Below are 3,519 nucleotides of genomic sequence, written 5' to 3'. Positions count from 1 at the left end.
ACACCTCCATGCGCAAACTCATCCACACCCTCACCGACCACCACGACGCCACCAGACCCCAACTTCACCTCACCGCCTGACCCCCACCCAGCAGACGAAGTGACACCACTCAAAGGGACTTGACCGTGCCGACCGGGGTCACGTGCTGCCCGGTGTCCTGCCGGGCCGACCGAGGTGCTGGCGTGGCGCGGGATCGTGGCGTGGCGCACGGCGTCCTGGCGTGGTGCGCGGGATCGTGGCGTGGCGCACGGGGTTCTGGCGTGCCACTCGGCGTCGAGCCTGGCCGCACTCTGCTCCGGAATCGATCGTCAGTCCGGGCCCGGACGCCACTGAGCGCCAGAACCTGCACTCTGCGCCCTGTATTCGAGGAGCAGGGTGCAGGTTGTGGCGCCAAGTGGGTGTGGGGTGGAGTTTTCCGGAGCGAAGTGGGGTCAGGGGGCTGAACGAGGGGCGGCTCAGGTGGAGGGTGTGTCCGATGGCGTGGTGGCGACTCCCGCGGGAACCGCTGCGCAGACGGGACCGAGGAGCGAACGGGACCGAGGTGAGAACGGGACCGAGGTGAGCACGGAACCGGGGCAAGGACGGAACCCGGGTGCGAACGGGACCGGGACGCCGATGGGACCGAGGCAGGACCAGAACCCAAGCATGAACGGAACCGGCGTCAGCCGGGCCACGGGTGCACCGGGCTGACGCGGCTTCGGCGCCCCGGCCCCGGACCCCCGACGTCGCGCCCCTCAGCCGAGCAGCTCGGACGGCGTCACCACCTCGACGTCGAACCCGGACCGCTCGAGCTCGGGGGCCAGATCGACGGCCCGGCCGCTCACCCCGATCTGCCACCGGCTCGCCGGCAGGAGCATCCGCCAGGCCTCGTTCGACCCGTCGGCACCCACCTGGGCCAGGGCGTCGAGGTAGGTGTTGACCCAACTCGCCGGCAACCCCACCGCCGCCAACGCGGCGACCTGCGAGGCCACCGACTGTGGCGTGTCGTACTGCAGCGGGGCGACGCCGACCAGATGACGTCGCGCCGCCTCGACCTCCTGCCCGGTCAGCTCCCCCGATGACGGGTCGATGAGCTCCATGGCGGTGACGAGGGCCTGGGCGGCGACCTCGGTGCGGAACGCCCCGCCGACCGACGCCAGCGCTCCGCCGGGCACCGGTCCGGCCGACATGCCCACCCCGTACGACCAGCCCTTCTCCTCGCGCAGCACCGTGTTGAGCCGCGACCCGAACGACCCTCCCAGGGCCGTGCACGCCACCCGCAGTGCCGGCCACAGCGGGTGATCGCGCCCCGGCGTCCACGCTTGGACGGCGACGTCGGCCTGGACGGCGTCGGGCCGGTCGACGAGGACGACCCTCGTCGGTGTCCCCGCCGGTCGCTCCGGGGTGAAGTCCCCGACCCCCTCGCGGGCCCCGGTCCAGCCCGCCAGGGACGACAGGTCGACCTCGTCGGCGCGGTCCCCGGCCAGGACGAGCACCCCGCCGGCCGGCCGCCAGGTCCGTTCCCAGAACGCCCGCACCTCGGTCGGGGTGATGGCGTCGAGGGTCGTGTGGGTGCCGGCCGTGGGCCGAGTGCTGCGTCCGCCCTCGCCCCACAGCGCCCGGCCCGCCGCCAGAGCGGCCAGGGACGGCCCGTTCTGGGCGACGTGGGCGAGCTGGGCCCGGGAGGTGTCGATCTGACGTGAGACGTCGGCGTCGGCCAGGGCGGTGCCGGTGAGCAGCTCGACGAAGAGCTCCAGGGCCCTGTCCACGTGACGACGCGGCGCGTCGACGGACAGGAGGGTCCGCGAGATGCGGGAGGTCCCGTCGTAGCTGGCGGCGATGGCCTCCAGCTGCTCGGCGAAGGCGGCCGCGGGGTGCGCCGTGGTGCCCTCGTCGGCGGTCCGTACGAGGACCGACGACACCCCCTCGAGCTCGCGCGGCTCCAGGGCCAGGGGCAGGTCGAGGGACAACGCGGCGACGAGGATCTCCTGACCGGGCAGGGGAACGGTGACGACGTCGAGCCCGTTGGCGAGGAGGCGCCGGTCCACCTGCGGGAAGGACCACGGGGACGCCGGGTCCACATCGGGGCGGGGCTGCAGGGCGGGCAGGTCGGTCATGAGATCTCCTCGGCGTCGGAGCCGTCGACATGGACGACGGTGCTGGCCAGGCCGGGGTCGAACCGGACGGCCGCCGCGGCCACCTCGTCGGCGGTCAGGCGGATGGTCCGCTCGAGGTCCTCGCGCACCCGGTGGGCGTCCCCGAGGATCGTCTGGGTGAAGTTGAGCATGTCGGCCCGCGAGTCGGCGGTGGCCCACTCCTCCAACCAGTCCCGCTCGGCGCGCGCCCGGCACCGGCCGAGTTCCTCGGCGCTCGGGGGCCGGGTGGCCAGCGACCGGACCACCGGGTCGAGTTCGGCGCGGAACCGGTCGACCTCGACCCCGGGCCGCAACTGCGCGATGACCATGGTCAGGGACGTGCCGCGGGACAGCCCGAGCCCCGAGACGCTCACCGCGTCGACGAGGCCCAACTCGCGGTCCAGTCGCCGCACCAGGCGTGAGGTCATCCCGTCACCGAGCACTGCCAGGGCCTGGCTGCTGGCGTTGGATGCCGGGTCGACGACGGACGGCGTCGGCCAGGCCAGGACCACCGAGGTCCGGGGGACCGCCCGTTCGATGCGCACGTGGCGGCCCGACGACGGCCGTGGCGCTGCGGCGGCGGGTACCGAGCTCGGTGCGGGGCCCGCTCCGTGGTCCGGGACCTTCCCCAGGTACCGGTCGGCCAGACCCATGGCCTCCTCGGCGTCCAGGCACCCGGCCAGGACGAGGGTGGCGTTCGAGGGCCGGTACCAGCGTCCATGGAACGCGACGACGTCGTCGAGGGTGGCCGCGTCCAGATCGGGCACCGACCCGATCGGCGAGTGCCCGTAGGGCTCATCGGCGTCGAACTGGCTCGTCAACAGCGCATCGAGGAGGTCGCCGTAGGGGGTGTTGTCGTAACGGTGGCGCTTCTCCTCCTTGACGACCTCACGCTGGGTCGCCAGGTTCTCCTCGGTCACCGCCAGGTGCGCCATCCGCTCGGCCTCGAGCCACAGCGCCAGCTCCAGAGCCCCCGGCGGCACCGTCTCGAAGTAGTTGGTGCGGTCGAAGCTCGTCGTCGCATTGGCGACCCCACCCATCGACTCGATGGTCGCCAGGTGCTCCCCGGAGGTGATGCCGCTCGTCGTCCCGGAGAACATGAGGTGCTCGAAGAGATGGGCGAACCCGAAGTGACCGGCGGTCTCGTCGGCCGACCCCACCCGGTACCAGAGGTTGACGGCGACCGCCGGCAGGGTCGTGTCGGGGGCGACGACGACCGTGAGGCCGTTGTCGAGGATCCTCGTGAGAAGGTGCGGGGCGGCAGGCATGGGTCCGAGCCTAGACGGTATGGGTGACCCCGTTTCGGGGTGAGGCTCTGGTGGGCCGGGGCCTCACCGCGCAACGATGCGTGGGTTGCCGGACAGGGGCGGCCTGTCTGGCCTTTCCGACATACGTGGGAGGCCCC

At 72.7% G+C, this 3,519-nt stretch carries 2 protein-coding genes; both read right to left on the bottom strand.

Annotated features, from left to right (window positions below):
- Positions 1-734 precede the first annotated feature (734 nt).
- Complete coding sequence (locus E0E30_RS13080; RefSeq protein ID WP_210115902.1) at positions 735-1,979, bottom strand: M16 family metallopeptidase; 1,245 nt, start codon at positions 1,977-1,979, stop codon at positions 735-737.
- 113 nt (positions 1,980-2,092) lie between these two features.
- The gene (locus E0E30_RS13075; protein WP_130866924.1) at positions 2,093-3,382 is read right to left on the bottom strand and encodes a M16 family metallopeptidase; all 1,290 of its coding nucleotides are present in this window, start codon (positions 3,380-3,382) and stop codon (positions 2,093-2,095) included.
- Positions 3,383-3,519 lie beyond the last annotated feature (137 nt).

The sequence above is a fragment of the Acidipropionibacterium timonense genome (assembly GCF_900605005.1).
In the GTDB taxonomy this organism is placed as follows: Bacteria; Actinomycetota; Actinomycetes; order Propionibacteriales; family Propionibacteriaceae; genus Cutibacterium; species Cutibacterium timonense.
The sequence above is the reverse complement of the archived record's forward strand: the minus strand, read 5'-3'. Positions and strand labels throughout refer to the sequence as shown.